Consider the following 26,134-nt stretch of genomic DNA (forward strand, 5'->3'; position numbering starts at 1 on the left):
TCCGCAGCCGAGAGGGCCTGATGACAGACGCGCCGCCCGCTATCGAACTTCGCGGCATCTCCAAGGCCTTCGGCCCGGTGCAGGCCAACAGGGACATCGACATCGCCGTCGCGCCCGGAACGATCCACGGGATCATCGGCGAGAACGGGGCGGGCAAGTCCACGCTCATGTCGATCCTCTACGGCTTCTACAAGGCCGATGCCGGAGAGATCTTCATACACGGCGAGCGGACCGAGATCCCCGACAGCCAGGCCGCGATCGCGGCCGGCATCGGAATGGTGTTCCAGCACTTCAAGCTGGTGCCCAACTTCACCGTGCTCGAGAACGTCATCCTCGGCGCCGAGGAGGGCGGGCTGCTGAAACCCTCGCTCGCGAAGGCCCGCGCGGCGCTCAGGCAGCTCGCGGCGGATTACGAGCTCAACGTCGATCCCGACGCCATCGTGGAAACGCTTTCGGTCGGCCACCAGCAACGGGTGGAGATCCTGAAGGCGCTCTACCGCCAGGCCGACATCCTGATCCTCGACGAGCCCACGGGCGTGCTCACGCCCGCCGAGGCGGACCACCTCTTCCGCATCCTCGCCGGGCTCAGGCGCGAGGGGAAGACCATCGTTCTGATCACCCACAAGCTGCGCGAGATCATGGAAATCACCGACACGGTGAGCGTGATGCGGCGCGGCGAGATGACCGCCACGGTCAAGACATCCGGAACCAGCCCCGAGGCGCTCGCCGAGCTGATGGTCGGGCGCAAGGTGCTCTTGCGGGTGGACAAGACGCCCGCCCGGCCGGGCGCAGTCGTCCTGGAGGCCGAGAAGCTGCGCGTCGTGGACGAGAAGGGTGTCGAACGGCTCAAGGGCGTCGATCTCTCGGTGCGCGCGGGCGAGATCGTGGGGATCGCGGGCGTGGCCGGCAACGGCCAGTCCGAGTTGCTCGAGGTGCTGGGCGGCATGCGGGAGGCCGCCGGCCGCGTGCGCGTCAACGGAACCGACATCGCGCTTGCCGGACGCCGCGCCGATGCCGGGTCGCGCCGCGCCCGCGGCATCAGCCACGTCCCCGAGGATCGCCAGCGCGCCGGGCTCATCATGGAGTTCACCGCCTGGGAGGACAGCGTCTTCGGCTATCACCGGGCGCCCGAATACAATCGCGGACCGTTCATGGACAACGACGCGATCCGCCGCGACGCGGAAGGCAAGATCGAACGTTTCGACATCCGCCCGACCGACTGCCGGCTCAAGGCGCGCAACTTCTCGGGCGGCAACCAGCAGAAGATCGTGCTGGCCCGCGAGATGGACCGCAACCCCGACCTCCTCCTCGTCGGGCAGCCCACCCGGGGCGTGGACATCGGCGCGATCGAGTTCATCCACCAGGAGATCGTGCGCCTGCGCGACGCGGGCAAGGCGATCCTGCTCGTCTCGGTGGAGCTCGACGAGATCTTCTCGCTCTCCGATCGGATCGTCGTGATGTTCGACGGCCGGATCATGGGCGAGCGCGATCCGCAGGCCACCGACGAGCGCGAGCTGGGCCTGCTGATGGCCGGTATCGAGGGCGAGCCCGACAAGCCGGACTGGCAGGCGGTGGACGAGCAGATCGAGAAGGTCGAGGCCGAGGAGGAGGCCGCACGCCATGGATAGGATGCCGGCCTGGGCCGATGCCGTGCTCGTGCCGCTGGTGTCGCTGCTGCTCGCGGGGGCGCTTTCGGCGCTCGTCATCCTCGCCATCGGCGAAAGCCCGTTGGCGGCATTTCGCCTGATGGTCGACGGCGCGCTGATGCGAAGCGCGGGCTGGGGCTACACGCTCTACTACGCCACCAACTTCGTCTTCACCGGCCTCGCGGTGGCAGTCGCCTTCCACGCGCGGCTCTTCAACATCGGCGGCGAAGGCCAGGCCATGCTGGGCGGGCTCGGTGTCGCGCTCGTCTGCCTGTCCATCCCATGGCCGCACTGGACCCTGGCGCTGGCCGCGGCGAGCCTGGGCGCGGCGGCCTTCGGCGCGCTCTGGGCGGTCGTCCCGGCCTGGCTGCAAGCCACGCGCGGCAGCCACATCGTGATCACCACGATCATGTTCAACTTCATCGCCGCGGCCTTGCTCAACTACCTGCTGGTGAACGTGCTGAAGCCCGCGGGCTCGATGGACCCGGCCTCGGCGCGCTTCCCCGAAGCGGTGCACCTGCCAACCTTCGAGGACATGTTTTCCACCGCCGGGACGGCGCTCTTCCGCGGCGCCCCGGCCAACGTGACGTTCTTCGTCGCAATCGCTGCCTGCATCGCCGTCTGGCTTCTGATCTGGCGCACGCGTCTCGGCTACGAGATCCGGGCGCTGGGCTTTTCGGAGACGGGCGCGCGCTATGCCGGGATCAACCCGGTGCGCGTGGTCGTGGTGACGATGCTGATCTCGGGCGCGCTGGCGGGGCTGATGGGCATCAACGCCACCATGGGCGAGGCCGAGCGGCTGATCCTGAACTCGACCGAAGGGGCGGGCTTCATCGGGATCGCCGTGGCGCTGATGGGCCGCAACCACCCGCTGGGCGTGTTCCTGGCGGCGTTGCTGTTCGGCTTTCTCTACCAGGGCGGCGCGGAACTCGCGCTCTGGACCGACATTCCGCGCGAACTCATCGTGGTGATCCAGGCGCTCGTGATCCTCTTCACCGGCGCGCTCGACAACATGGTGCGGATGCCGCTCGAGCGGGCCTTCGCCGGGCGCCGGAGGCGCTGCTGAGATGGATTTCGCGACCGTCCTGCAAGTGCTCGACAGCACCCTGCGCCTTGCCACGCCGTTGCTGCTGGCCTGTCTCGCCGGGCTCTTCTCCGAGCGCGCGGGGATCTTCGACATCGGGCTGGAGGGCAAGATGCTGGCCGCGGCCTTCTTCTCGGCCGCGGTGGCCTTCGCCACCGGATCGGTGTGGCTGGGGCTGCTGGCGGGCATGGCGGCCTCGATCGCGCTGTCGGCCCTGCACGGGCTCGCCGCGATCACCTTTCGCGGCAACCAGCTCATCTCGGGGGTGGCAATCAATTTCCTCGCCGCGGGGCTGACCGTGCTGATCGCGCAGAACTGGTTCAGCCAGGGCGGGCGCACCCCGTCGCTGGTGGGCGGCGCGCGGTTCGAGGCGGTCAGCCTGCCCCTGGCCGAGACGCTGGCGGGCGTGCCGGTGCTGGGGCCGATCTACGCCGAGCTCGTCTCGGGCCACTCCGTTCTCGTCTATGTCGCGCTCCTGATGGTGCCGCTCACCTGGTGGGTGCTGTTCCGCACACGGTTCGGGCTGCGGCTGCGCGCGGTGGGCGAGGCGCCCGAGGCGGTGGACACGGCCGGCATCTCGGTGATCGGGCTGCGCTACGCCGCGGTCGCGATCTGCGGTGTGCTGTGCGGGATCGCCGGCGCCTATCTGGCCACCGGGCTCCAGGCCGGCTTCGTGAAGGACATGACGGCGGGCCGCGGCTACATCGCGCTCGCCGCGCTCATCTTCGCCAAGTGGCGGCCCTGGCACGCGCTCGGCGCCTGCCTGCTCTTCGGCTTCCTGCAGGCCGTCGCCCTGCGCTACCAGAATATCGACCTCGGCGTCTTCGTGGTGCCGGTGCAACTGATGGACGCGCTGCCCTACATCCTCACGGTCGTGATCCTGGCCGGCTTCGTCGGTCGTGCGATCCCCCCGCGGGCGGGCGGAGAGCCATACGTGAAGGAAAGATGAGGCATCGGGGCCGCATCCGGGGCGCCCGCGCGCAGCCTCGCACCGGCCGCCGCGGCAGCGTCCCCGGCAACGCCCTGCCGGCAAGACCAGCGCCCCGCTGCCCCGCGTCGCCACGCGCCAGCAACTTGCCAAGCCGCCAGCGGGAGGGCTAGGAAAGGTCATGATGATCTACCTCCCCATCGCCGAGGTTTCGGTGAACGCCTTCCTGCTTCTGGGGCTCGGCGGGCTGGTGGGGGTGCTCTCGGGCATGTTCGGCGTGGGCGGCGGCTTCCTGATGACGCCGCTTCTGTTCTTCATCGGCATCCCGCCGGCCGTCGCGGTCGCCACCGAAGCCAACCAGATCGTCGCCTCCTCCTTTTCCGGCGTGCTCGCGCATCTGCGGCGGCGCACCGTGGACCTGCGGATGGGGGTGGTGCTGCTCGTGGGCGGCCTTTTCGGGGCCGCGCTCGGGGTCTGGATCTTCAACATCCTGAAGGCGCAGGGGCAGGTCGATCTGCTGGTGCGGCTCTGCTATGTCCTGTTTCTCGGCGTCGTGGGTGGCCTGATGTTCGTCGAAAGCCTCGGCGCGATGCGCAAGGCGCGCACCGGCAGCCCGCCACCGCGACGGAAACGGCAACGCGGCTGGGTGCACATCCTGCCCTTCAAGATGCGGTTTCGGACCTCGGGCCTTTACATCTCGGTCATTCCACCGCTCATCGTGGGCGTTCTCGTGGGCATTCTCGCGGCCATCATGGGCGTCGGCGGCGGTTTCATCATGGTGCCGGCGATGATCTACCTGCTCGGCATGCCGACCAAGGTCGTGGTGGGCACGTCGCTCTTCCAGATCATCTTCGTCACCGCCTTCACCACGCTTCTGCACGCGGTCACCAACTTCACGGTGGACATGGTGCTTGCCGTGCTGCTGCTCGTGGGCGGCGTGATCGGCGCGCAGGTGGGCGCGCAGCTCGGCACGCGGCTCAAGGCAGAGCAGCTTCGCGTCCTGCTGGCGCTCATGGTGCTCGCGGTCTGCGGCAAGCTTGCGCTCGACCTGCTGATCCAGCCCTCGGAGCTCTATTCCGTCGCCGTGCCGGAGGGTCACTGATGCTGCGCCTCGTGCTCGCGCTCGTGCTGCTCGCCCTGCCCGTCCGGGCCGAGGAAGTCGTGCTGGGGCTGAGCCGCGACACCGTTTCCATCAGCACCAACTTCGAAGGCTCGGAGATCCTGATCTTCGGCGCCGTGAAGCGCGAGACGCCCGCCCCCACCTCCCCTCCGCTCGAGGTCGCGATCACCGTCTCGGGGCCGACCGCACCCGTCACGGTGCGCCGGAAGGAGCGCGTTCTGGGGATCTGGGCCAACACCGCGTCGGTCACGATCGACAGCGCGCCATCCTTCTACGCGGTGGCGACGAGCGCCCCGCTCGAGGAGGTGCTCACCGAGACCGAAGATCTGCGCCGCAAGGTCTCGGTGCCGCGCGCGATCCGGTCGGTGGGCGCGCCGCCCGACGTGCAGGACGCGCAGACCTTCACCGACGCGCTGATCCGGATCCGGACGCGCGAGGGTCTCTACCAGCTTCTGGAGGGCGCGGTGGAGGTGACGGACCAGACGCTCTTCTCGACCGCCATCGCGATGCCCGCGGACCTGACCGAAGGCGCCTACGCCACGCGGATCTTCCTGACGCGCGGGGGCGAGGTCGTCGCCGCGTTCGAAACCCAGATCGAGGTGCGCAAGGTCGGGCTGGAGCGCTTTCTCTACACGCTCTCGCGCCAGCAGCCGCTGGTCTACGGGCTTATGTCGCTGGCCATCGCCATCGCCGCGGGCTGGGGCGCCTCCGCGGCGTTCCGCATCTTCAGGCCGGGCTAGGGCTCATTCCACGGGGTTCTGCGCCCCGGCGAAGAACAGCAGCGCCCCGTCCTGGTCGTAGATCGGCCGGATCCGCAGCCGGTTGAGGAAGGGTGTCCCGTCCTTGCGGTAGTTCAGGATATCGATCGAGAACCGAGTCTCGGCCCGGAGCGCGTGGCTGATCGCCGCGATCGCGTTCGGATCCGTGTTCGGTCCCTGCAGCAGGCGGCAGTTGCGGCCGATCACCTCCTCGGGCGCATAGCCGGTCTGGCGCTCGAATTCCTCGCTCACGAAGATCATCGGGTTCTGCGGCTGGAACGGGTCGGAGAAGACGACGCTCATTTCATGCTCGTCCTCTTCCAGAAGCGAGCGCAGATAGGCGTCGTCGAACGCAGGATCGTTCATCGGGCGTTTTCCCTGGCGGCATCACGGACAGGATCGGGCCGCGGACCTTCGCGCACGACCGCAACCCCGGTCGTATCAGGGGCGGGAGATTCCTTCCAGCGCCAAGCCGCCGCCTTGCCGATACGTCAACCAGTCCAGCACGTCGCGGGCATTCCGGTCGGGCGGGAAGACCGGGTAGAAGACCTTCACGATGCGCCCGGCCTCGGCGATGAGGGCGAGGCGTTTCCACAAGAGCGCGCCCTCGACCTCGAAGGAGGGCAGCCGGAGCGCGGCGCCGAACAGGTGATCTACGTCCGAAAGCAGCGGGAACGGCAGGTCGAGCCGCGCCGCGGCTTCGCGCTGGTATTCCGTATCCTGGGTGGACAGGCCGAAAACGTGGTCCGCCCCGGCCGCGCGCAACTCCCGGAAATGATCGCGGAAGGCGCAGGTCTGCGGCGTGCATCCCCGCGCACCGGGGATCTCGTCCCAGCCTTCGGGCAGCGCCCGGCCCGGCCGTCCGGTCCGCGGGTAGACGTAGAGAACGACCCGCCCCTCGAGCCGCGAAGGATCGACCGTTCCGCCCGAGGTCGCGGGCAACGCGACCGCCGGCAAAGCCATGCCCTCGAGATGCGCCGCGGCGCCGTCGTCCTCGGGCGCGGGGATGGCGGACCAGTCGACCTCGGTCAGGGACATCAGGCGGCCTCGGTGGCAGGCATGCGCAGCCCGAGGATCTCGCGCGCCTCGCGCCATGTCGCCACGGGCCGTTCGTGCTTTTCGCAAAGCTCCACGGTGCGCTGGACCAGCGCGGCGTTCGACGGGGCGAGCCTGTCGCGATCGAGGCGCACGTTGTCCTCGAGCCCCGTGCGCGTGTGCCCGCCCGCGGCGATGCACCACTCGTTCACCTCGAGCTGGTGCCGCCCGATCCCGGCCGCGCACCATTCCGCGTCGGGTGCAAGGCGCTTCACCGTGTGGATGTAGTAGTCGAAGACGTCCCGGTCGGCCGGCATGGCGTTCTTCACCCCCATGACGAACTGGACGTAAAGCTGCCCGGGGATCCTTCCCTCGCGGTTCATCTTCGCGGCCTGGAAGATGTGGGAGAGGTCGAAGGCTTCGATTTCCGGCTTGATGTCGTACTCCCGCATCTCGGCGGCGAGCCAGTCCACCAGATCGGGCGGGTTCTCGTAGACGCGGGTGGGGAAGTTGTTGGAGCCCACCGAGAGCGAGGCCATGTCGGGCCGCAGCGGCAGCATCCCGCCCCGGGCCTTGCCCGCGCCCGAGCGCCCGCCCGTGGAGAACTGGAGGATCATGCCGGGGCAGTGCTTCTCCAGACCCTCCTTCAGGCGCGCAAATTTCTCGGGGTCGGAGCTCGGCGTCTCGTCGTCGTTGCGCACATGCGCATGGCAGATCGCGGCGCCCGCCTCGAAGGCCGCCTGAGTCGATTCGATCTGCTCCTCGACGGTGATCGGCACGGCCGGGTTGTTGGCCTTGGTGGGCACGGAGCCCGTGATCGCCACGCAGATGATGCAGGGTTTGGTCATGATGTTCTCAGATATCCAGGAAGACGGTCTCGTGCGCGCCGGCAAGGCGGATGTCGAAGCGGTAGAGCGGCTGGCCGTCGCGCTCTTCGCGCTTGGCGACCATCGTGTCGCGGCGATGCGCCTGCTCCACGAGCCCCAGCACCGGGTCGGCGGCGTTCGCGTCGCCCTCGTCGGAGAAATAGGCGCGGGTGTTGAGCCCGAGATTGATGCCCCGCGCCACGATCCAGAGCGACAGATGCGGCGCCTGCACCCGGCCCGAGCGCCCTGGCACCGGGCCGGGCTTCACCGTCTCGAAGGAGAAGAGACCGGTCTCGAAATCGGTGATGACGCGCCCCCAGCCGCGAAAGCCCGGCTCCACCTCGCCGTGGCGGGGATCTTCCGGGTGGGCGTAGATGCCCGCGGCGTTGGCCTGCCAGACCTCGATCAGCGCGTCGCGCACGGGCGCGCCCGTCCCGTCGAGGATGAGGCCCTCGACCCGGATGCGCTCGCCCGCCGCCTCGGGGCCGGCGATGTCGTGGCCGAGCTCGCGTTCGTAGATGTCGAAGCCCGCCGCGCCGGGGGCGAGGCCGATATGGACGTAGGGCCCCGCGGTCTGCGACGGGCTTTCCCGCAGGTAATGAAGCTTCTGCACCATCTCAATTGCCCTCCAGCCGGTTCTCGAAAAGCGTGGAGCGCCGCCCGCGGAGCACGATGTCGAAGCGGTAGGCGAGGCAGTCGAAGGGCACCGAGGCGTTCATGTCGAGCGCGGCGACGAGCTGCTCGATGGCCGCGGGATCCGGGATCGTCTGCACGATCGGGCATTTCGGGATGAGCGGGTCGCCCTCGAAATACATCTGCGTGATGAGCCGCTGCGCCCAGCCCGTGCCGAACACCGAGAAATGGATGTGCGCGGGGCGCCAGTTGTTCTCCCAGTTGCGCCACGGGTAGGCCCCGGGCTTCACGGTCCGGAAGAAATAGTAGCCCTCCGCATCGGTGAGCGTGCGCCCGCAGCCCCCGAAATTGGGGTCGATGGGCGCGAGGTAGCTGTCGTTCCGGTGGCGGTAGCGCCCGCCGGCGTTCGCCTGCCAGATCTCGACCAGCGTGTTCGGGACGGGCCGCGCCTCCTCGTCGAGGACGCGGCCATGCACGATGATGCGCTCGCCCACCGGCTCGCCGTCCTTGGCGTAGTTCAGGATCAGGTCGCGGTCGATCTCCTGGACGTCGTCGGGCCGGAAGATCGGGCCGGTGATCTCGCTCCGCGTGTTCTCGATGGCGAGAGCGGCCAGACGCGGGCTGCGCGCCACGGAGGACTTGTATCGCGGCGCGTGGGCGGGCGGGTGCCGCTGCCGGTCGCGCTGGAAGAATTCTCCGTCGTGGCGCCTCATGTCTCCACCCCCATCTCGGCGTAGGTCTCCTTCACGATGCGGATTGCGTGGTTGGCGCGCGGAACGCCCGCGTAGATCGCCACGTGCAGCATCGCCTCCATCACCTCTTCGGGGCGTGCGCCGGTGCGCGCCGTGGCACGCACATGCATCGCAAGCTCCGCGTCGTTGCCGAGCGCGGCCAGCAGCGCCAGCGTCAGAAGCGACCGGTCGCGGCGTGCGAGGCCTTCGCGGGACCACACATGGCCCCAGGCCGCCTCGGTAATTAGATCCTGAAACGGCGCGTCGAAGGACGTCCTGGCCGCTTCGGCGCGGTCCACATGTGCGTCGCCCAGCACCTCGCGCCGGGTCGCCATGCCCTGATCGTAGCGTTCGCTCACCCTTTCCTCCCCATGGCAACAGCTAGGCCGGAACGGCATCGGAAGTCCACCGGACGGGCGCGGTCAGCCGCCCTCGGGCCGTTCGGCGATCCGTGCGCCGTCCTCCAGCCCCGCGGCCGGGTAAAGCACGACCCGGTCGCCTTGCGCCAGCCCCTGCGTCACCTCGGCCGCCTCTGCGTTCCTGCGGCCGATGCCCACCGGCCGAAGCGTGGCGCGGCCGTCGCGCGCCACCAACACCGCCCAGCCGTCGCCGTCGCGGAACAGCGCCGCGGCGGGCACGCGCACCACGTCCTCGCCCCGCCAGACGACGATGTTGACCTCGACGCGGTAGCCGTGGGCCAGCGATGCCTCCCGCGCCTCCGGATCGTCGAAGGCGATGCGGACACGCACGCGCTGCTCCTCCACGCCGAGGGCGGACACCTTCGTCACGCCGAAGGGGGCGATCCGCCGCACCTGGCCGGCAAGCGGCGCACCGCCCCAGTCGTCGATCACCACGGGATCGCCCACCTCGACCTGCACGGCGTCGGCCGACAGAAGCTCCGCCTCGACCTCGAGGTCGCGGCGGATATCGCCGATCTCCAGGATGGGCGCACCGGCGCCGAGGGTGGTCTCGCTCTCCTCGAAGACCTGCAGAACCACCCCGTCGATGGGCGCGTAAAGGGGGATGTCATCCTCGCGGTCGGTGGCACTTTCCCGGAGATCGCCCGCGATACCGTCGAACCCGATGAGTTGCGCCCGCGCGGTGCCGAGTTCGGCCTCGCGCATGGCGATGGCGGCGAGCGCGGTCTCCAGCCGCGCGGCGGCCGCGCGCGCCTCTGCCACGGCGCGCTGGACGGCCTGCTCGCTCGCGTTGCCCTGCTCGGCAAGGCGCTCCGCGCGCGTCCGCTCGGCTTCGGCGAGTTCCAGCGCGGCCTCTGCGGCACGGCGCTCGCCCTCGGCGACGCGAAGCGCGGCCCGCGCGGCGTCGAGCGCCGCGACGGCCTGCTCGCGGCTGCGCAGATCATAGGCCGCGGGGTTGACCGGGCTCATCCGCGCGACGACGGTCGCGCCGCGCTCGACCGGGTCGCCCGGCTCGACCGAAACGCGGGAGAGCCTGCCCCCGACCGGGGCGGAGACCACGTAGCTGTCGCGCACCCGTGTGCGGCCCTCCTCGGTGATCCGCACCTCCAGGGGGCCGCGTGTCACGCGATCCAGATCGACGAGCATGGGCCGAGGCCAGAACGCGGCGGCCAGAAGCCCGCCGACGACCAGCGCCGCCGCGAGTGCCAGGACGCCCCGGCCGATCCTTCGTTTCGCCATGCGCTCACTCCCGCGTCTTGAGCACCGCCAGGATGTCGGCCCGGGCGATGTCGCGCCGTACCAGCAGGCCGGACACCAGCAATGCGGCGAGAACCACAAGCGCGGCATAGCCATGACTGGCGGCGCTGAACAGGGCCTGCACCTGGTAAAGCTCGTTCGAGAAGGCCGCCGCGATCACCAGCGTGAGCCCGTAGCCCACCGCCGATCCGATCGGCAAGGCAAGGAGCGTCACGACGACGAGCTCGCCCAGGAGCACGAAGGTCACCTCGCCGCGCGAGAACCCCATGACACTCAGCGAGGCGAGGTCGCGCGCGCGCTCGGCATAGGCGATGCGGGCCGCGTTGTAGACCACGCCGAAGGCCACGATGAAGGCGAGCGCCATGTTGATGAAGCGCATGGTGCCCATGCCCGAGTCCATCAGCTCCTGAAGCGCGGCGCGCGCCTCCGCCTTGCTGCTCGCCCCGGCCACGAAAGGCATCTCCGCGAGCGCCTGCACGAGTGCGTCCGACTGCGCCGCGTCCACGGTGAGCAGCGCATCGCTTGCCCGGAACCCCTCGCCCAGCGCGCGGTTTAGCGCCGAGAGTTCGAGATAGGCCGGCGTCCCGATGGCCGACGCGGCCACCGCCGCCACCGGCAGGCGCAGCACCGGCCGCGCCCCCTCGCGCAGTTCGGCCTCGATCACGTCGCCGGGCGCCGCGCCGAGGATATCGGCGAGCGCGTCGCCGAGAACGAGGCCGTCGGCGCGCAGCGCGACGGCGCGTTCCTCCTCGTCGAGCGCGCGGAACAGCTCGGGCCGCTCCACGAGGCCCGAGATGGCGCCGCGATGCGTCTCGAGCCCGTGCCGGAACGCCACGGGGACATGCCGCTGGGGCTCGACCGCCCGCACCCCCTCCATCCGGTCGATCCGGTAAAGGGCCGCTTCGGAAAGCGGGTGGGTGAAGGTGACCGTCACGTCGCTGCGGTTCACCACCTCGAAGCCGAGGCGCACCGTGCGCTCGAAGCCCGCGTGGATGGTGATCATGGCGGCGCAGAGCCCCATGCCCACGGCGATGCCGGCGACCGCGCCGCCCATGCGCAGCGGCTGGCGGGTGAGCCGGCGCAGCACCATGCGCGTGGGCTGGTCGAGGCGCGCAGCGAGGCCGGCCCCGATCCGTCCCGAGCGGCTGTAGTCGGGCGGCGCAGGCGGGCGCATGGCCTCGGCGGGCTGAAGCCGGAAGACGCGGCGCAGCACGACGAGCCCGCCCGCCGCCGCCGCGGCCACGCTGACGCTTCCGCCGAGCACGACCGCCGCCGGGTCGAGGCGGAAGACGAGGAACGGGAACTTGAAGTACTGGATGTAGAGCGACACCGTCGCCCGCCCGAGCGCCAGACCGGCCAGCGCGCCGAGAAGCGCGCCCGCGAGCGCGATGGCGAGCACGAACTTGGCGTAGTGTCCCGCCACTTCGGCGTCGGTGTAGCCGAACGCCTTCAGCAGGCCGATCTCCTCGCGCTCGGCCTGCACCATGCGCCAGACGACGATGTAGAGAAGGAAGGCGGCGATTGCGAGGAAGGCCGGCGGCACGGCCCGCGACATCATCTCCAGCCCGCGAATCTCCTCGCTGACGAAGCGGTTCGACGTCTGCTCGGCCAGCGGATAGGCGCCCTGCCCGCCATAGGGCTCGAGAAGCCGGTCCACCGCGTCCAGCACCGGTGGCGCCCGCGCGCCGCGCTGCAGGCTCAGGATGGCCTCGTTTAACGCGCCTTCCATGTCGTAGAGCGCCGCGACCGCCTTGTGCGGCATCCAGATGACCCCGAAGCGCGCGTCGTCCGGCGCCAGCTCTCCGGGCGGGGTCGTGTAGAGGAACTCGGGCGACTGCGCGAGCCCGGCGATGACGAAGCTGCGGCGCGTGCCGTTCATGGTGGCGGAGAGCCGGTCGCCGGGGCCGAGGCCGTTCGCCCGCGCGAAGCTTTCCAGCACCAGCACCTCGTCGTTGCGCCCCGGCGCGGGGCGGCCGCCTTCGGCCAGGCGCAGGCCGTTCAGCGCGGCCGGCGTGTCCTGCGGCAGCGAAAGCGCCACCGCCTGCACCGGCAGCGCCCGGCCCGGCAGGTCGATGCGCGCCGCGCCGCGGATCCGTCCCTCGGCGCGCGCGACGCCCGGCAGCTCCGCGAGATCGTCGAGGACGGCGCGCGGCGCGCGCTCGAGCGGCGCGAACACGTCGGCCAGCCCGTGACGTTCGTAATAGGCGCGCCGCGTCTCGTCGAGCGACAGCACGAGCCCGGTGAACATCACCAGCACCATGACCCCCACCGCGATCACCGCGGCGATGGCGGCCACCTGGCCCTTCGCGGCCCAGAGATCGCGCAGGAGCTTTCGGTCGAGGGGGCTCACCACTCGATCTCCTCGGGGTCCGCCTTTTCGGCGTTGCGGGTCCGCTCGGCGATGCGGCCATCGTGGAAATGCAGCACCAGGTCCGCCATGGCGGCCGTCGCCGCGGCGTGAGTGACGATCAGCACCGTCGTGCCGAGGCGCGCGTTCACGTCGCGCAGGACTCGCAGGACGGCGCGCCCGGTGGTGCTGTCGAGCGCGCCGGTGGGCTCGTCACAGAAGAGCACGTCGGGCCGCTTCGCCACGGCGCGCGCGATCGCCACCCGCTGCTGCTCCCCGCCGGAGAGCTGGCTGATGAAATGCTCCCGCCGCTCCGAAAGCCCGACAAGGCCCAGCGCCTCGCCCGGATCGAGCGGATTCCGGGCGATCTCGGTCACGAGTTCCACGTTCTCCTCCGCCGTGAGGCTCGGCATCAGGTTGTAGAACTGGAACACGAAGCCCACGTGATCGCGCCGGTAGCGTGTCAGGTCGCGGTCGGACATCTCGTGCAGCGCGCGGCCTTCGAAGAACACCTCGCCCTCGCTGGGCCGGTCGAGGCCGCCGAGGATGTTGAGAAGCGTGGACTTGCCGCTGCCCGACGGGCCGAGAAGGACGGCCATCTCGCCCTTCGGGATTTCGAGGTCGACACCGCGCAACGCGTGCACCGCCGCGCGGCCCTCGCCGTAGACACGCGTCACCCCGCGTGCGTCGTAGGCCAGTTCCGGATCTGCGCCCACGGATCCCGCCCCCAGTTCTGCGCTGCGGCTGCAGGATATCACCGACGGGCGGGCCCGAACAATGCCGCCCGCAGCGGCCGGCGCTACCGTGGCGCCATCCGGATCGCCCCGTCGAGGCGGATCACCTCGCCGTTCAGCATCGGGTTCTCGACGATGTGCCGGGCGAGCGCGGCAAACTCCACCGGATCGCCCAGCCGCGGGGGAAAGGGCACCTGCCGGCCGAGGCTGTCCTGGACCTCCTGCGGCAGCCCCTTGAGAAGCGGCGTCAGGAACAGTCCCGGCGCGATGGTGCAGACCCGGATGCCGTGGCCGGCGAGATCGCGCGCCATGGGCAGGGTCATGCCGACGATGCCACCCTTCGACGCGGCGTAGGCCACCTGCCCCACCTGCCCCTCGTAGGCGGCCACGGAGGCGGTGTTGACGATCACGCCGCGCTCGCCGTCGGCGCCGAGGGGCGCGAGTTCTGCCATCAGCGCCGCCGCCTGCGAGGCGCACTGGAAGCTGCCCACGAGGTTCACCCCGATCACCTGCGCGAAGAGCGCGGGATCGTGCGCCGCGCCCTTCGAGACCGTCTTCGCCGCCGGGCCGATGCCCGCGCAATTGACCAGGATGCGCGGCGCGCCCGCGCCGTCCACAACGGCCGCGAAGCCCGCGCGGACGCTCTCGGCGTCACTCACGTCCACCGCGTGGAAGCGGCCGGCGATCTCGGCGGCGACCCGTTCGCCCTTCTCCGCGTCGCGGTCGAAAAGCGCGACCCGCGCGCCGGCGGCCGCGAGCCCCCGCGCCACCGCCTCGCCGAGGCCCGAGGCCCCGCCGGTGACGACCGCCACCGTGTCCTGTCCGATCTGCATGGCACCCTCCTCGCTCCGGCGCCTGTTTTCCGTCCCGGCATGGCGGTGTCAACCGGCGAGGCCCGGCGCGTTGACCCTTCCCGACCCCCCGGCTACCGTCTCGCCGCATCGAGCGGGGAGGCGGGACATGAGCGAAATCGAGGCGGTCAACGACGTGATCACGGTGGAACGCGCGGGGCCGGTCGCGCTCGTGTGCATCGACAACCCGCCCGTGAACGCCGCGGGCCACGCCGTACGCGAGGGGCTGACGACCGCCATCGCCGCGCTGGAGGCCGACATGGACGTGCGCGCCATCGCGCTTTATGCCGCCGGGCGCACCTTCATCGCCGGCGCCGACATCCGCGAGTTCGGCCGCCCGCCCGAGGACCCCTGGCTGCCGGCCGTGTGCAACGCGCTCGAAGCCTGCGCGAAGCCCGTGGTCGCGGTGCTGCACGGCACCACGCTCGGCGGCGGGCTCGAGGTGGCGCTCGGCTGCCACTACCGGATCGGCGTTCCGGGCCTCAAGGTCGGGCTGCCGGAGGTGACGCTCGGCATCCTGCCGGGCGCCGGCGGCACCCAGCGCGCGCCGCGGCTTGCCGGCATCGCCTTCGCGCTCGAGATGATCACCTCGGGCCGCCAGGTTCCCGCCGAGGAGGCGCTGGAGGCCGGGCTCATCGACGAGATCCGCGCAGGCGAGCCGCGCGACATCGCCCTCGCGGCGGGCGCCGAGGCGCTCGAGGGGCGGATCGAAACGCGGCGCACCGGCACGCTCGAGGTGGCGCCCGACGACGCCGCCATCGCCGAGATGCGCGCGCGCATGGCCCGGCGCCATCCCCTGCTCTTCTCGCCGCACAAATGCGTGGACGCCGTGGCCGCCTGCACGAAGCCCATCGAGGAGGGGCTCGCGATCGAGCGCGCGCTTTACGAGGAATGCCAGGCGAGCCCGCAGCGCGCCGGGCTGGTGCACGCCTTCTTCGCCGAACGCGCGGTGGCCAAGGTGCCGGAAGCCGCCCACTCCGCCCGCGAGATCGGCCGCGTGGGCGTGATCGGCGCTGGCACCATGGGCTCGGGCATCGCCACGGCGCTGCTGCTCGCGGGCTGTCCCGTCACGCTGGCGGAGGTGAACCCCGAGGCGCTCGCGCGCGGGCGCGGGACGGTGGAGAAGAACCTCGCCGGCGCGGTGACGCGCGGCAAGCTGACCGAGGCGGGGCGGGACGAGGCGCTGACCCGGCTCGAGACGGCGACGGACCTCTCCGCGCTCGCCGATGCGGATCTCGTCGTCGAGGCCGCCTTCGAGGAGATGGGCGTCAAGACCGAGATCTTCGGCACGCTCGACCGCGTGCTGAAGCCGGGCGCGGTGATGGCCACGAACACCTCCTACCTCGACATCGACGAGATCGCCGCGGCGACCTCGCGGCCGGAGGACGTGCTCGGCCTGCACTTCTTCTCGCCCGCCCATGTCATGAAGCTTCTGGAGGTGGTCGTCGCGGCGAAGACCGCCCCCGAGGTCGCCGCCACGGGCTTCGCGCTCGGCAAGACGCTTCGCAAGGTCGCGGTGCGCAGCGGCGTCTGCGACGGCTTCATCGGCAATCGCATCATGCAGCACTACCGCAAGGCCGCCGATCACATGCTGCTCGACGGCGCGGATTTCGACCGGATCGACGCCGCGCTCGAGGCGTTCGGCTTCGCCATGGGGCCCTTCCGCGTGCAGGATCTCGCTGGGCTCGACATCGGCTGGACCTACCGCAAGCGCCACGCCGCCACGCGCCCGCCCGAAGAGCGCTACGTCGCCATCGGGGACCGGCTTTGCCAGGAGGGCTGGTTCGGCCGCAAGGCGGGCCGGGGCTACTACCTTCACGAGGACGGCGACACCCGTCCGAACCCCGACGCGCAGGCGATCGTGGCCGGGGAGCGCGCCCGCGCCGGGATCGCCCCGCGCAGCTTCACCGACGAGGAGATCGTCGCCCGCTACATGGCCGCGATGATCGCCGAGGCCGCGCGCGTGGTCGAGGACGGCACGGCGCTACGCCCCATCGACGTGGATGCCGTGCTGCTCTTCGGCTACGGCTTCCCGCGCTTCCGGGGCGGACCGATGCACTACGCCGACAGCGTGGGCCTGCCGGAGCTGGTTCGGCGCATCGAGGGCTACGCCGCCCAGGACGCGCATTTCTGGCAGGTGCCGCCACTTCTGCGGAAGCTCGCGGACGAGGATGGGCGCTTCGCCGATCTGAACTCCTAAGCGCCGGCTTCCCCGGGACGCCGGAGGGTGAGGCCGGCCCGCGCGGCCGGCCGATCAATCCGGGCCGGTGGCGGCTTCCTCCTCGAACCAGTCGAGAAAGGCGCGGGAGGCCGGCGTGTCGGCGTGGCTTGGCGGCGGCAGCAGGAAATAGCCCTCGCTGAGCGGCGGCGCATGGTCGAAGGGCCGCACCAGGCGCCCTTCGGCGATCAGATCGCGGACCAGCGTGTCGTGGCCCATGGCGACGCCGGCCCCGCAGAGCGCCGCGTTGATCGCGATGACGTAGGTAGAGGCGCGGTTGACCTCTTCGCTTCGGGAGAACGGCCGGCCCTGCGTGGCGAACCAGGCCTCCCAGCTGCCCGTGACGCCGGCGCAGTCGAAGAGCGCCGCCGTGTCGAGCGTCACCGCGCCCTCCTGGTAGCCCGGGGCGCAGACCGGGTAGAAGCGATCCTGCGTCAGCCGCCTTGCATGGGCCGACATGTCGCCCGCCCGCCCGAAGCGGATCTCGAGCGCGGCCTGCGCCGCGTTGCGTTCCGGGTCCCAGATGGGCGTCACGATGTTGAGCACGAGCCAGGGATGCGCCGCGTAGAGCCGCGGCAAGCGCGGGGCGAGCCAGAACACCGAGAAGCCCATGTTGCACTGCACCACGAGATGCCGGCCCCGGTCGCCGCCGGTGAAGGCCCGCGTGCCGTGGGCGAGCAGGTCGAACGCCTCGCGCACGATCGGCAGGTAGTTCGCGCCCGCCTCCGTAAGCTCGAGCGCCCGGGTCTTGCGGACGAAAAGCTCCCGCCCGAGGAAGGATTCCAGGCTCCGGACATGCTGGCTCACGGCCGACTGGGTCAGGTGTAGCTCCCCCGCCGCGCGGGTGAAGGAGAGATGCCGCGCCGCCGCCTCGAAGGCGCGCAGCCAGGTGAGCGGAGGCAGGCCGGGGGTTGTCATGGCGGCGCACAACCCATGCATTAATCCTGCTAATGCAATGACCCCGAATTCATCTCTTGTAAAGCGCCGGCCCGCGTTTTCTCGTCCGGATGAAGTCCGCCGACGGAGAGAACGCATGCTGCATCACGCCCCTGCCCGCCCCGAAGCCGAGCGCGCCCATCGGGCCGAACGGGTAGACCTCGCCGCGGCCTTCCGCTGGACCGCGCGGCTCGGAATGCACGAGGCGGTGGCCAACCATTTCAGCCTCGCCGTGAACGAGACGGGGACGCGGTTCCTGATGAACCCGAACCAGATGCATTTCGCGCGCATCCGCGCCTCGGACCTTCTCCTGCTCGACGCGAACGACCGCGACACGATGGCCCGCCCGGCCGCGCCGGATCCCACCGCCTGGGGGCTGCACGGCGCGATCCACCGCCTGGTGCCGCATGCCCGCTGCGTGATGCATGTCCACGCGATCCACGCCACCGTGCTCGCCTGCCTGAAGGATGCGCGCCTGCCGCCCATCGACCAGAACACCGCCACCTTCTACCAGCGCGTCGTGATCGACGAGCAGTTCGGCGGGCTCGCCTTCGAGGAGGAGGGAACGCGCTGCGCGGGGCTGCTCTCCGACCCCAAGTGCAAGGTGATGGTCATGGGCAATCACGGCGTCCTCGTGATCGGCGAGAGCGTCGCCGACACCTTCAACCGCCTCTACTACTTCGAGCGCGCCGCCGAGACCTATATCCGCGCGCTCCAGACCGGCCAGCCGCTTCGCGTCCTCTCCCACGAGGTGGCCGAGAAGACCGCGCAGGAGCTCGAGGATTACCCCGGCCAGGCCGACGCCCATCTCGGCGAGCTGAAGGCGATCCTCGACGCCGAGGGCAGCGATTACGCCAGCTGATATCCGGGAGAGTCCCACGATGACATCGACAGACGCGCCCCGCCTCGGCCCGCAGGGCCTTCACCTTCCCCTGCCCGGCGGCGAAGCCTACTTCAACTACCACTGGCTGCGCGACGCCGACCCGACCTGCATCGACCCGGTGACGCGCGAGCGGGTCTTCGACATCTCCGCGCTGGATGCGGCCCCGCGCGCCCGCGCCGCCCGGATCGAAGACGGCGCCCTCGTGGTCGATTGGGAGGGCGAGGCGCTGGTGACGCGCCTTCCGCTCGAAGCACTCGCCCATGTCGCCGAGCGCGGCCACGCGCCCGACCCGGCGGAACTGCCCCGCCGGCTCTGGCAGGGCGATCACTATCCGAGTTTCCTGCGCGTGCCGCAGGCGGAGGTGCTGAGCTCCCCCGACGCCCGCGCGCGCCTCGCCCACGCCCTCATCGAGGAGGGCATCGCCCTCGTCACGGGGATGGAGGACAGCGACGAGAGCCTCACCCGGCTCGTCGAGACGCTGGGCCCCGTCACCCCCTCGGCCGAGGGGCTCTACTTCGACGTCCGGCTGGAGATCGCGCCCACCAACCTCGCCTTCACCGCGGGCGCGCTCGAGATGCACACCGACCTGCCCGGCGAGGAGGCCGCGCCCGGCGTCCAGTTCCTGCACTGCCGCGCCAATTCGGTCGAGGGCGGGCGGAGCCTCTTCCTTGACGGGGCCGCGGTGGCGGAGGCCTTCCGCGCCGAGCATCCGGAGGATTTCGCGCTGCTCGCCGGGCACGACGTGCCCTTCTTCTACCGCCACGAGACCTGGGACTACCGCGCCCACCAGCGCATCATCGAGCTCGACCACAAGGGGCGGGTCACCGGGCTCACCATCTCCCAGCACCTTCAGGACGACATGGACCTGCCGCAGGAGCTGCTCGACAGCTTCTACCCCGCCTTCTGCCGCTTCCTCCGGATGCTGCGCGAGGATCGCTTCCTCGCCCGCTTCCGGCTGAACGCGGGAGAGTGCATCGTTTTCGACAATCACCGCGTGGTGCACGGCCGCGAGGCGTTCTCGGCCGAGAGCGGCGCGCGCCACCTGCGCGGCTGCTACACGGACCGGGGCGCGCTGCGCTCCACCTACCGCGTGCTCGCCCGGCGCGGCCATGACGGGCGCCGCGCCGAGACCGCCGGGCAGCCCGTCGGCGCGCCCTTGGCGCAGACAGGCTGACCGCCCGCGCCGGATCGCTTGACCGGGAGGGCAAACCCGCTCATATCCCCCCGCATGACCGAGCTTTCCCGCATTCGCAACTTCTCCATCGTCGCCCATATCGACCACGGGAAATCCACCCTGGCCGACCGGCTGATCCAGCTTACCGGCACCGTGGCCGAACGCGACATGAAGGAGCAGCTCCTCGATGCGATGGACATCGAGCGCGAGCGCGGGATCACCATCAAGGCCAACACCGTCCGCATCGACTACCCCGCCAAGGACGGGCACACCTATGTCCTGAACCTCATCGACACGCCCGGGCACGTCGACTTCTCCTACGAGGTCAGCCGCTCCATGCAGGCGGTCGAGGGCTCGCTTCTCGTGGTGGACGCGACCCAGGGCGTGGAGGCGCAGACGCTCGCCAACGTCTACCAGGCGATCGACGCGGATCATGAGATCGTCCCCGTCCTCAACAAGATCGACCTGCCCGCCGCGGACGTGGACCGCGTGGCCGAGCAGATCGAGGACGTGATCGGCATCGACGCCACCGACGCGGTGCGGATCTCCGCCAAGACCGGCATCGGCATCCCCGACGTGCTGGAGGCGATCGTGACCCGCCTGCCCCCGCCGAAGGAAGGGAGCACCGAGGCGCCGCTCAAGGCGATGCTGGTGGACTCGAAATACGACCCCTATCTCGGCGTCGTCGTCATCGTCCGCGTCATCGACGGGGTGCTGAAGAAGGGCCAGCGCATCCGCATGATGAAGACGGGCGGCACCTACGACGTGGACCGCGTGGGCGTCTACCGCCCCGCCATGGTGGACGTGGGAGAGCTCGGCCCGGGCGAGATCGGCTACATCACCGCCTCGATCAAGCAGGTGCGCGACACCCGCGTGGGCGACACGATCACCACCGAGAAGAAGGGTTGCGAAACACCGCTGCCGGGCTTCAAGCCATCGATCCCGGTGGTGTTCTGCGGCCTCTTCCCGGTGGACTCCGCCCAGTTCGAGGATCTGCGCGACGCCATCGAGAAGCTCGCGCTCAACGACGCCTCCTTCACCTACGAGATGGAGACCTCGGCCGCGCTCGGCTTCGGCTTCCGCTGCGGGTTCCTGGGGCTGCTCCACCTCGAGGTGATCCGCGACCGGCTGGAGCGGGAATACGCCATCGAGCTCATCACCACCGCGCCCTCGGTGGTCTATCACCTCTACATGAAGGACGGGGAGATGAAGGAGCTTCACAACCCCGCCGACATGCCCGACCTCACCCATGTCGAGCGGATCGAGGAGCCGCGGATCAAGGCCACGATCCTCGTGCCCGACGAGTACCTGGGCGACGTGCTCAAGCTCTGCCAGGACCGCCGCGGCATCCAGCTCGACCTCACCTATGCCGGCTCGCGCGCGATGGTGGTCTACGACCTGCCCTTGAACGAGGTGGTGTTCGACTTCTACGACCGGCTGAAATCGGTGACGAAGGGCTATGCGAGCTTCGACTACGAGATCATCGGCTACCGCGAGGACCGGCTGGTGAAGATGCAGATCCTCGTGAACGACGAGCCGGTGGACGCGCTCTCCACCATGGTCCATCGCGACCGGGCGGAAAGCCGGGGCCGGGCGATGTGCGAGAAGCTGAAGGACCTCATCCCCCGCCACATGTTCAAGATCCCGATCCAGGCGGCGATCGGCGGCAAGGTCATCGCGCGCGAGACGCTGGCGGCACTCCGCAAGGACGTGACGGCCAAGTGCTACGGCGGGGACGTGACGCGGAAGAAGAAGCTTCTGGAGAAGCAGAAGGCCGGCAAGAAGAAGATGCGCCAGTTCGGCAAGGTCGAGATCCCGCAGGAGGCGTTCATCTCGGCGTTGAAGATGGATGGGTGACGTTTTGCAAACGACTGAAATTCTTAGATCAAGACGCTCTGCGCAAATTTATATTTATTGACGTCCCATCACTTAGTTTCCAAGCCTTGCTGCGATAATTGCAGCCCCGTATCAGAGGCGTTGTGTTCTCATTACGGCGGGCACGCATTCTCACGCCAACAGCACAAATCACCAGATCATCTGCCTGCGGACGCTACATGGACTCCACAAACAAGCTGGGCATATGCTTTCGGTAGTTCTTAAGAATTTCAGCAAGGTTTTCATCGCAAACATCCACGCACTCCTGAATCAGGTAAGCAAAATAGTCGACGTCCAACTCATCGCCCTTGATAATTAATTCAGTTACGAACTTCATCTTTTGCATGGCACTATCTATATCGGCCGGCGCAAGCTCCAAAATTTGGTGCTCAAGCGATCTAAGATGATAACGCCAAAGACTGAGTTTCGCATCCAGATCTTCCAGTTCCTCGACTTCAGGATCCACGGTTGGCGCCGTTCTTGCAGCGTGAAGTGGGCGCGAAAAAACATTGAGCGGGAGACGGAAACGGCGCGCTAGTTCGGCACGACGCCGAGCAGTCGAAAGATCAACGTTGTATTTCCGGATAGACACTCCCTGATTTTTGGAGCCTCGACATTCCGGAAGGAGCGGATTGGTTTCTTCTTTCGCCTCAATTAGTAAATTTCCAACTTCATATTCGTATATGTCAGGTTCCGGCTTCCTGCGGCACGCGAAATCGCGAGCCTTCGCCTCGATTTCTTCCGTAGCAACTTCAATTGTTCGCTCAAAAAATCTATATTGATTTATTAGATCGATTATTTTTTCTTCTTTCTCCTCTGCTTTTTGCAAGGATGCACCATTCTTTTTTCCTTTTCTCCAAAACGTCATCACATATTCCCCTCAGTTCACACCTGTTTTCTATCCAGCGACTCTTCTTCTGGTAGCATGGTGAAAACTGCAATCCACTTTAAGATGTTTTTTGGGTAAGTTTCCAGCATCATTATGGCGATCAGCCATCTTGATTAACAAAATCTTAACGCAATTTGCCTCGCGTTAGTCCGTGGCATTCGGACAACTTTCCAATTTCCGCTTCGACAGGCTCCTTGAGTCGTATGCTTCCTCTTCAACTGGTCCAGATACTCCCTCACAGGGGGTATGAGTAAGCCTAATATCACTCCTTAGGTTGCACAAGCCCGCGACCTGACCCAGATCAAGGCCGGCTCGCGCCTCCGTCAGCTACCAACGCTTCGGAAACGCCATAGCCGAAGGACGCACACATGCTGGCCCTCACCCTGATGCTTCACATCTTCATCGGCGCCACCGTGGCGGGCGCCGCGATCATCGCCGTGCTGGTGGCCGGGTTCGGCACCACCTGGCCCATCGTCATCGCCGGGATCGCGGGCTTCGTGCTCTCCTTCCCGGTCTCCTGGCTGGTGGCCAAGCAGCTCTACGAGCGCGACGAGGGCTGAGCGCCGCCCGTGCCGCGCGTCGTCGTCCTCACCGGGGCCGGGATCTCGGCCGAGTCCGGGCTCGGCACCTTCCGCGACGCGGGCGGGCTCTGGGCGCAGCACCGGATCGAGGACGTGGCCACGCCCGAGCGCTTCGCCCGCGACCCGGCCCGCGTGCACGCCTTCTACAACGCCCGCCGCGCCCAGGCCCGCGCCGCGCGGCCGAACCCCGCGCACCTGGCGCTGGCCCGGCTGGAGGCGGCGCTCGGGGCGGCGTTCCTGCTGGTCACGCAGAACGTGGACGGGCTTCACGAGGCGGCGGGCGCGCGCAACCCGCGCCACATGCACGGCGCGCTCGACCGGGCGCTCTGCGCCGCCTGCGCCCATGACTGGGACGCGCCCGAGGCGATGGCGCCCGAGGATCCCTGCCCCGCCTGCGGCGCGCCGGCCACGCGGCCCGACGTCGTCTGGTTCGGCGAGATCCCCCACCACATGGACGAGATCGGCCGCGCGCTCGCCGCCTGCGATCTCTTCGTCTCCATCGGCACCTCCGGAGAGGTCTACCCGGCCGCGGGCTTCGTGCAGGAGGCGGCGCTCAATGGCGCGCGCACGCTGGAGCTGAACCTGGAGCCCTCGGCAGGCTCGGCCTTCTTCGACGAGGCGCGGCACGGACCCGCCTCGCGGATCGTGCCGGCCTGGGTGGAGGAGGTGCTGGCGGCCGGGGGCTGAGCCCCGGCCGGCCGTCATCAGTTGGTGGTCTGGCCCATGCCGTGGCCCGCGCCGTGCCCCATGCCGTGGCGCGGCTTGCGCTCGAGGTCCACCGGCACCTCGACGGTCACCTCGCCCGCCTCCTCGAACTCGAGGGTGAGGGTGACGCTGTCGCCCTGCTCCATCGGCCCGGAGAGGCCGAGGAACATGACGTGGTGCCCGCCACGCGCCATCATCAGCGTGCCGCCCGCGGGGATCGCGAAGCCTTCCTCCACGTGGATCATGCGCATCACGCCCATCTCGTCTTCCTCGTGGGTGTGAAGCTCGGTCCTTTCGGCCACGTCGGAGGACGCGCCGATCAGCCGGTCATCGGTGTCCGAGCGGTTCTCGATCACCATGAAGGCGGCGCCGGAATTGGCCATCATGCCCGAACTCCGGGCGTAGGGGTCGGTCACCGCGATGCTGTCCTGGGCGGCGGCGGGAAGGGCCGTGGCCAGCGCGCAGGCGGCGGCCAGAAGGGTCGTCCTGAAGGTCATGTCTGTCTCTTTTCGGTCTCGGTGCGTGTTTCCTGGTGCTCTCGATCACGCCGCGCGGGGCGGATCGCGGGCCGAGACCGGAGAGTGCCGCGCCGCGACGGGCGCGGGCACGGCCGTCCGGGCGAACCGAACCGTCAGAAGATCGGGCGCCCGCGCGCGCGCCCGCGGCGCGGCCGGCGCCGCCGCGATCAGGGAGAGCGCGCAGTCAGGACAGATATGGGCGGGCCCTTCCGGGTTTCCCTCGGCATCGACGGCCACGGTGACGAGCCCCGCGCCGGTGCAGATCACCATCTCCCCCGCGGCCGACGACTGCCCGCGCGCAAGCGCCATCGCCTGTGCCGTCAGAACGACGCAGAGGGCCAGAAGAAGGGCTGCCAGGGGACGCAGGCGGTCGCTCATCGGCCGGCATCTACACACATTCGCCCGCCGCCGGCAACTGCGTCAAACGCGACGCGGCCCCGCCCGTTTCCGGGCAGGGCCGCCTGCGAGGGATGCGCCGTGGCGTTCAGGCCTTTTCGGCCAGCGCCTTCTCGACGTCGCGCTTGATCTTCAGCGCGTTGGCCGACAGGTCGGCCTCGCGCGCCTTCATCAGATAGGCGTCGATCCCGCCACGATGATCCACGGTGCGCAGCGCCGCGGCGGAGATGCGCATCTTCACCGGGCGGCCCAGCGCCTCGGACTGCAGCGAGACGTCGTTCAGGTTCGGCAGGAACCGGCGCTTCGTCTTGTTGTTGGCGTGGCTGACATTGTTGCCGACCATCGGCCCTTTTCCGGTCAATTCGCAACGGCGCGACATGGCATCCTCGTGCATTAAACGAAATGGGGCGCCACCCTGCCCAGCGCGGGGGCGCCCGAAAACTGATTGGCGCGTTGAACATCAGCGGGGGCGGGGTGTCAAGGCGGAATCACCACCGGCCCGGCATGGCGGGCGCGGCGCCGGCCCGCCGCTCAGAACTCGTCGAGCAGGCGCGCCGCCGCGCCTTCGGGCGTGGCCTCGCCCGCGCGGACCTTGCGGGTCATCTCCTCCATCCGGGCGCGCATGCCGGGTTCGGATGCGAGGCGCGCCAGCAGGCCCTCGCGCACCTCGGCAGCGAACCATTCCGACGCCTGTTCGGCGCGGCGACGATCGAAGTGCCCGGCCTCCCGCCGCCAGCGCGCGAGCGCCTGCATCTCTTCCCAGGCGGCCACGAGCCCGGTGCCTTCATGGGCCGACACGGTCAGCGCCTTTGGGAAGCCCTCGGGGTCCTGCGGGCGCTTGCGCAGGAGCCGCAGCGCGCCCGCGTAATCCGCGCAGGTCCGGGTGGCCGCGGCCTTCAGTTCCCTGTCGGCCTTGTTGACGAGAATCAGGTCCGCGATCTCCATGATGCCGCGCTTCACCCCCTGCAACTCGTCGCCGCCCGCCGGGGCGAGGAGCAGCACGAAAAGGTCGGTCATCTCGGCCACCACGGTCTCGGACTGGCCCACGCCCACCGTCTCGACCAGCACCACGTCGAAGCCCGCCGCCTCGCAGAGCGCCACCGCCTCGCGCGTGCGACGGGCGACGCCGCCAAGCTGCGACTGCGCCGGCGACGGGCGGATGAAGGCGCGGGGCTCCCGCGAAAGCCGCTCCATCCGCGTCTTGTCGCCCAGGATGGACCCCCCCGAGCGGGCGCTGGAGGGGTCGACCGCCAGCACGGCGACGCGCAGCCCCTGTTCGGTCAGCATGAGGCCGAACGCCTCGATGAAACTCGACTTGCCGACGCCGGGCGTGCCCGAAAGCCCGATGCGCAGCGCCTGCCGGCCGTCGCGCCGGAGCGCCTCCAGCAGGGCGACGGCGTCGGACCGGTGATCCGCGCGGCGGCTCTCGATCAGCGTGATCGCGCGGGCGAGCGCCCGCCGGTCTCCGGCGGCGACGTCGCGGGCGAGGGTCTCGATGTCCATGATGGGCTCCGCTGCTGTCCCGGACGCGCACTTGACCGCAGCGCGCG

Annotated in this window: 27 protein-coding genes; 11 read left to right on the top strand and 16 right to left on the bottom strand. The window is 69.5% G+C overall.

What is annotated here, in order from left to right; genetic code table 11:
* The first annotated feature begins 20 nt into the window (after positions 1 to 20).
* The 5 genes from AB6A69_RS08590 (at position 21) to AB6A69_RS08610 (ending at position 5,518) form a co-directional block, all read left to right on the top strand.
* Complete coding sequence (locus AB6A69_RS08590) at positions 21 to 1,628, top strand: ABC transporter ATP-binding protein (protein ID WP_371060464.1); 1,608 nt, start codon at positions 21 to 23, stop codon at positions 1,626 to 1,628.
* Complete coding sequence (locus AB6A69_RS08595) at positions 1,621 to 2,712, top strand: ABC transporter permease (RefSeq protein ID WP_371060465.1); 1,092 nt, start codon at positions 1,621 to 1,623, stop codon at positions 2,710 to 2,712. Before AB6A69_RS08590 ends, AB6A69_RS08595 begins: the two co-directional genes overlap by 8 nt.
* Before the next feature lies 1 nt (position 2,713).
* The gene (locus tag AB6A69_RS08600; RefSeq protein ID WP_371055080.1) at positions 2,714 to 3,679 is read left to right on the top strand and encodes an ABC transporter permease; all 966 of its coding nucleotides are present in this window, start codon (positions 2,714 to 2,716) and stop codon (positions 3,677 to 3,679) included.
* A 160-nt stretch (positions 3,680 to 3,839) separates the two neighbouring features.
* A complete protein-coding gene (locus AB6A69_RS08605) occupies positions 3,840 to 4,760 on the top strand; it encodes a sulfite exporter TauE/SafE family protein (RefSeq protein WP_371037478.1) in 921 nt (306 codons plus the stop codon).
* Positions 4,760 to 5,518, top strand: coding sequence for a TIGR02186 family protein (locus tag AB6A69_RS08610; RefSeq protein WP_371037479.1), 759 nt, complete (start codon positions 4,760 to 4,762; stop codon positions 5,516 to 5,518). The genes AB6A69_RS08605 and AB6A69_RS08610 overlap by 1 nt, the downstream gene beginning before the upstream one ends.
* A gap of 3 nt (positions 5,519 to 5,521) precedes the next feature.
* On the opposite strand, the gene AB6A69_RS08615 is transcribed toward AB6A69_RS08610, so the two are convergent.
* The 10 genes from AB6A69_RS08615 to AB6A69_RS08660 all read right to left on the bottom strand — a co-directional run bounded on the left by AB6A69_RS08615 (position 5,522) and on the right by AB6A69_RS08660 (position 14,391).
* Complete coding sequence (locus AB6A69_RS08615) at positions 5,522 to 5,902, bottom strand: PAS domain-containing protein (RefSeq protein ID WP_371060466.1); 381 nt, start codon at positions 5,900 to 5,902, stop codon at positions 5,522 to 5,524.
* A 75-nt stretch (positions 5,903 to 5,977) separates the two neighbouring features.
* Positions 5,978 to 6,574: a peroxiredoxin gene (locus AB6A69_RS08620; RefSeq protein ID WP_371060467.1), complete on the bottom strand. Its 597-nt coding sequence runs from the start codon at positions 6,572 to 6,574 to the stop codon at positions 5,978 to 5,980.
* Positions 6,574 to 7,419, bottom strand: coding sequence for a 3-keto-5-aminohexanoate cleavage protein (locus tag AB6A69_RS08625; protein ID WP_371060468.1), 846 nt, complete (start codon positions 7,417 to 7,419; stop codon positions 6,574 to 6,576). The genes AB6A69_RS08620 and AB6A69_RS08625 overlap by 1 nt, the downstream gene beginning before the upstream one ends.
* Before the next feature lie 7 nt (positions 7,420 to 7,426).
* Entirely contained in the window at positions 7,427 to 8,053 is a 627-nt protein-coding gene (pcaG, locus tag AB6A69_RS08630; RefSeq protein ID WP_371037483.1) for a protocatechuate 3,4-dioxygenase subunit alpha, read from the bottom strand.
* Position 8,054: 1 nt separating this feature from the next.
* Positions 8,055 to 8,783 (bottom strand): protocatechuate 3,4-dioxygenase subunit beta, encoded by a 729-nt coding sequence (gene pcaH, locus AB6A69_RS08635; RefSeq protein ID WP_371060469.1) that lies wholly within the window; start codon positions 8,781 to 8,783, stop codon positions 8,055 to 8,057.
* Positions 8,780 to 9,199: a 4-carboxymuconolactone decarboxylase gene (gene pcaC / locus AB6A69_RS08640; RefSeq protein WP_371060470.1), complete on the bottom strand. Its 420-nt coding sequence runs from the start codon at positions 9,197 to 9,199 to the stop codon at positions 8,780 to 8,782. Before pcaC ends, pcaH begins: the two co-directional genes overlap by 4 nt.
* 24 nt (positions 9,200 to 9,223) lie before the next feature.
* Positions 9,224 to 10,459: an efflux RND transporter periplasmic adaptor subunit gene (locus tag AB6A69_RS08645; protein WP_371060471.1), complete on the bottom strand. Its 1,236-nt coding sequence runs from the start codon at positions 10,457 to 10,459 to the stop codon at positions 9,224 to 9,226.
* 4 nt (positions 10,460 to 10,463) lie between these two features.
* Complete coding sequence (locus AB6A69_RS08650) at positions 10,464 to 12,827, bottom strand: FtsX-like permease family protein (RefSeq protein WP_371060472.1); 2,364 nt, start codon at positions 12,825 to 12,827, stop codon at positions 10,464 to 10,466.
* The gene (locus AB6A69_RS08655; RefSeq protein ID WP_371060473.1) at positions 12,824 to 13,540 is read right to left on the bottom strand and encodes an ABC transporter ATP-binding protein; all 717 of its coding nucleotides are present in this window, start codon (positions 13,538 to 13,540) and stop codon (positions 12,824 to 12,826) included. The genes AB6A69_RS08650 and AB6A69_RS08655 overlap by 4 nt, the downstream gene beginning before the upstream one ends.
* A gap of 83 nt (positions 13,541 to 13,623) precedes the next feature.
* Positions 13,624 to 14,391, bottom strand: a complete 768-nt coding sequence (locus AB6A69_RS08660; protein ID WP_371060474.1) for an SDR family NAD(P)-dependent oxidoreductase — start codon at positions 14,389 to 14,391, stop codon at positions 13,624 to 13,626.
* 127 nt (positions 14,392 to 14,518) lie between these two features.
* On the opposite strand from AB6A69_RS08660, the gene AB6A69_RS08665 reads away from it, so the two are divergent.
* Complete coding sequence (locus AB6A69_RS08665; protein WP_371060475.1) at positions 14,519 to 16,609, top strand: 3-hydroxyacyl-CoA dehydrogenase NAD-binding domain-containing protein; 2,091 nt, start codon at positions 14,519 to 14,521, stop codon at positions 16,607 to 16,609.
* A 54-nt stretch (positions 16,610 to 16,663) separates the two neighbouring features.
* On the opposite strand, the gene AB6A69_RS08670 is transcribed toward AB6A69_RS08665, so the two are convergent.
* Complete coding sequence (locus AB6A69_RS08670) at positions 16,664 to 17,545, bottom strand: LysR family transcriptional regulator (RefSeq protein WP_371037491.1); 882 nt, start codon at positions 17,543 to 17,545, stop codon at positions 16,664 to 16,666.
* A 115-nt stretch (positions 17,546 to 17,660) separates the two neighbouring features.
* On the opposite strand from AB6A69_RS08670, the gene AB6A69_RS08675 reads away from it, so the two are divergent.
* The 3 genes from AB6A69_RS08675 to lepA are packed head-to-tail and all read left to right on the top strand — an operon-like array spanning position 17,661 to position 21,477.
* On the top strand, positions 17,661 to 18,425 hold the full coding sequence (locus AB6A69_RS08675) for a class II aldolase and adducin N-terminal domain-containing protein (protein WP_371060476.1): 765 nt from the start codon (positions 17,661 to 17,663) through the stop codon (positions 18,423 to 18,425).
* 19 nt (positions 18,426 to 18,444) lie between these two features.
* Positions 18,445 to 19,620 (top strand): TauD/TfdA family dioxygenase, encoded by a 1,176-nt coding sequence (locus AB6A69_RS08680; RefSeq protein WP_371060477.1) that lies wholly within the window; start codon positions 18,445 to 18,447, stop codon positions 19,618 to 19,620.
* Between the two features lie 54 nt (positions 19,621 to 19,674).
* Complete coding sequence (lepA, locus tag AB6A69_RS08685; protein ID WP_371060478.1) at positions 19,675 to 21,477, top strand: translation elongation factor 4; 1,803 nt, start codon at positions 19,675 to 19,677, stop codon at positions 21,475 to 21,477.
* A 193-nt stretch (positions 21,478 to 21,670) separates the two neighbouring features.
* On the opposite strand, the gene AB6A69_RS08690 is transcribed toward lepA, so the two are convergent.
* Positions 21,671 to 22,363, bottom strand: coding sequence for a hypothetical protein (locus tag AB6A69_RS08690; RefSeq protein ID WP_371060479.1), 693 nt, complete (start codon positions 22,361 to 22,363; stop codon positions 21,671 to 21,673).
* A gap of 389 nt (positions 22,364 to 22,752) precedes the next feature.
* On the opposite strand from AB6A69_RS08690, the gene AB6A69_RS08695 reads away from it, so the two are divergent.
* Both AB6A69_RS08695 and AB6A69_RS08700 read left to right on the top strand, forming a co-directional pair.
* Entirely contained in the window at positions 22,753 to 22,944 is a 192-nt protein-coding gene (locus AB6A69_RS08695; protein WP_371037496.1) for a CTP synthetase, read from the top strand.
* A 9-nt stretch (positions 22,945 to 22,953) separates the two neighbouring features.
* A complete protein-coding gene (locus tag AB6A69_RS08700; protein ID WP_371060480.1) occupies positions 22,954 to 23,652 on the top strand; it encodes an NAD-dependent deacylase in 699 nt (232 codons plus the stop codon).
* 17 nt (positions 23,653 to 23,669) lie between these two features.
* Here AB6A69_RS08700 and AB6A69_RS08705 read toward each other — a convergent pair whose 3' ends face one another.
* The 4 genes from AB6A69_RS08705 to meaB all read right to left on the bottom strand — a co-directional run bounded on the left by AB6A69_RS08705 (position 23,670) and on the right by meaB (position 26,087).
* A complete protein-coding gene (locus AB6A69_RS08705; protein ID WP_371055097.1) occupies positions 23,670 to 24,167 on the bottom strand; it encodes a copper chaperone PCu(A)C in 498 nt (165 codons plus the stop codon).
* Between the two features lie 45 nt (positions 24,168 to 24,212).
* Entirely contained in the window at positions 24,213 to 24,566 is a 354-nt protein-coding gene (locus tag AB6A69_RS08710; protein ID WP_371060481.1) for a hypothetical protein, read from the bottom strand.
* A gap of 106 nt (positions 24,567 to 24,672) precedes the next feature.
* Entirely contained in the window at positions 24,673 to 24,963 is a 291-nt protein-coding gene (gene rpmB, locus AB6A69_RS08715; RefSeq protein WP_371037500.1) for a 50S ribosomal protein L28, read from the bottom strand.
* Between the two features lie 152 nt (positions 24,964 to 25,115).
* On the bottom strand, positions 25,116 to 26,087 hold the full coding sequence (gene meaB / locus AB6A69_RS08720) for a methylmalonyl Co-A mutase-associated GTPase MeaB (protein ID WP_371060482.1): 972 nt from the start codon (positions 26,085 to 26,087) through the stop codon (positions 25,116 to 25,118).
* Positions 26,088 to 26,134 lie beyond the last annotated feature (47 nt).

The sequence above is a fragment of the Rhodosalinus sp. 5P4 genome (assembly GCF_041365695.1).
Taxonomy (GTDB): Bacteria; Pseudomonadota; Alphaproteobacteria; order Rhodobacterales; family Rhodobacteraceae; genus Rhodosalinus.

What these genes read in the sequence shown, in the direction of transcription:
- rpmB (WP_371037500.1), bottom strand. Translation starts at nt 24,963, where the DNA reads ATGTCGCGCCGTTGCGAATTGACCGGAAAAGGGCCGATGGTCGGCAAC.
- AB6A69_RS08610 (WP_371037479.1), top strand. Translation starts at nt 4,760, where the DNA reads ATGCTGCGCCTCGTGCTCGCGCTCGTGCTGCTCGCCCTGCCCGTCCGG.
- lepA (WP_371060478.1), top strand. Translation starts at nt 19,675, where the DNA reads ATGACCGAGCTTTCCCGCATTCGCAACTTCTCCATCGTCGCCCATATC.
- AB6A69_RS08625 (WP_371060468.1), bottom strand. Translation starts at nt 7,419, where the DNA reads ATGACCAAACCCTGCATCATCTGCGTGGCGATCACGGGCTCCGTGCCC.
- AB6A69_RS08645 (WP_371060471.1), bottom strand. Translation starts at nt 10,459, where the DNA reads ATGGCGAAACGAAGGATCGGCCGGGGCGTCCTGGCACTCGCGGCGGCG.
- pcaG (WP_371037483.1), bottom strand. Translation starts at nt 8,053, where the DNA reads ATGGTGCAGAAGCTTCATTACCTGCGGGAAAGCCCGTCGCAGACCGCG.
- AB6A69_RS08615 (WP_371060466.1), bottom strand. Translation starts at nt 5,902, where the DNA reads ATGAACGATCCTGCGTTCGACGACGCCTATCTGCGCTCGCTTCTGGAA.
- AB6A69_RS08660 (WP_371060474.1), bottom strand. Translation starts at nt 14,391, where the DNA reads ATGCAGATCGGACAGGACACGGTGGCGGTCGTCACCGGCGGGGCCTCG.
- AB6A69_RS08620 (WP_371060467.1), bottom strand. Translation starts at nt 6,574, where the DNA reads ATGTCCCTGACCGAGGTCGACTGGTCCGCCATCCCCGCGCCCGAGGAC.
- AB6A69_RS08705 (WP_371055097.1), bottom strand. Translation starts at nt 24,167, where the DNA reads ATGACCTTCAGGACGACCCTTCTGGCCGCCGCCTGCGCGCTGGCCACG.
- pcaC (WP_371060470.1), bottom strand. Translation starts at nt 9,199, where the DNA reads ATGCCGTTCCGGCCTAGCTGTTGCCATGGGGAGGAAAGGGTGAGCGAA.
- AB6A69_RS08675 (WP_371060476.1), top strand. Translation starts at nt 17,661, where the DNA reads ATGCTGCATCACGCCCCTGCCCGCCCCGAAGCCGAGCGCGCCCATCGG.
- AB6A69_RS08670 (WP_371037491.1), bottom strand. Translation starts at nt 17,545, where the DNA reads ATGACAACCCCCGGCCTGCCTCCGCTCACCTGGCTGCGCGCCTTCGAG.
- meaB (WP_371060482.1), bottom strand. Translation starts at nt 26,087, where the DNA reads ATGGACATCGAGACCCTCGCCCGCGACGTCGCCGCCGGAGACCGGCGG.
- AB6A69_RS08590 (WP_371060464.1), top strand. Translation starts at nt 21, where the DNA reads ATGACAGACGCGCCGCCCGCTATCGAACTTCGCGGCATCTCCAAGGCC.
- AB6A69_RS08710 (WP_371060481.1), bottom strand. Translation starts at nt 24,566, where the DNA reads ATGAGCGACCGCCTGCGTCCCCTGGCAGCCCTTCTTCTGGCCCTCTGC.
- AB6A69_RS08605 (WP_371037478.1), top strand. Translation starts at nt 3,840, where the DNA reads ATGATGATCTACCTCCCCATCGCCGAGGTTTCGGTGAACGCCTTCCTG.
- AB6A69_RS08600 (WP_371055080.1), top strand. Translation starts at nt 2,714, where the DNA reads ATGGATTTCGCGACCGTCCTGCAAGTGCTCGACAGCACCCTGCGCCTT.
- AB6A69_RS08690 (WP_371060479.1), bottom strand. Translation starts at nt 22,363, where the DNA reads ATGACGTTTTGGAGAAAAGGAAAAAAGAATGGTGCATCCTTGCAAAAA.
- AB6A69_RS08680 (WP_371060477.1), top strand. Translation starts at nt 18,445, where the DNA reads ATGACATCGACAGACGCGCCCCGCCTCGGCCCGCAGGGCCTTCACCTT.
- AB6A69_RS08665 (WP_371060475.1), top strand. Translation starts at nt 14,519, where the DNA reads ATGAGCGAAATCGAGGCGGTCAACGACGTGATCACGGTGGAACGCGCG.
- AB6A69_RS08595 (WP_371060465.1), top strand. Translation starts at nt 1,621, where the DNA reads ATGGATAGGATGCCGGCCTGGGCCGATGCCGTGCTCGTGCCGCTGGTG.
- pcaH (WP_371060469.1), bottom strand. Translation starts at nt 8,783, where the DNA reads ATGAGGCGCCACGACGGAGAATTCTTCCAGCGCGACCGGCAGCGGCAC.
- AB6A69_RS08695 (WP_371037496.1), top strand. Translation starts at nt 22,753, where the DNA reads ATGCTGGCCCTCACCCTGATGCTTCACATCTTCATCGGCGCCACCGTG.